At 66.2% G+C, this 278-nt stretch carries 1 protein-coding gene; it reads right to left on the bottom strand.

Translation table 11 applies throughout. From position 1 onward, the window contains the following. Positions 1-278: ABC transporter substrate-binding protein (locus ACZ3HG_RS23460; protein ID WP_465334740.1), on the bottom strand; the 278-nt coding region annotated here is incomplete at both ends.

The raw sequence follows: 278 nt of genomic DNA, 5'->3' as shown, positions 1-278 counted from the left end.
CAGCGTCGGATGGTGCTTGTCGAAGATGGTGAGCCGGATGTTCATGATCGGCCCGCCGACCACGTGCAGGCGCGGGCTCGACTCGATGGTCGCGATCTGGTCGGGCGGCATGTCGCAGGCGAAATCGAAATCGCCGGCGCGCAAACCGTTCACGCGCGACGCCACCTCGGGCACTTCGACGAAGCGGATGCGCCGGAGTGGCGGCCGGCCGCCCCAGTAGTCGTCGAACGCTTCGAGCAGCAGCTCGGCATCGGGTTTGTAGTGGACGATGCGATAGG

Source organism: Erwinia sp. PME.40.26/001 (genome assembly GCF_055556675.1).
Note: the sequence above shows the minus strand (reverse complement) of the source record. Positions and strands in the feature narration are given on the sequence as shown.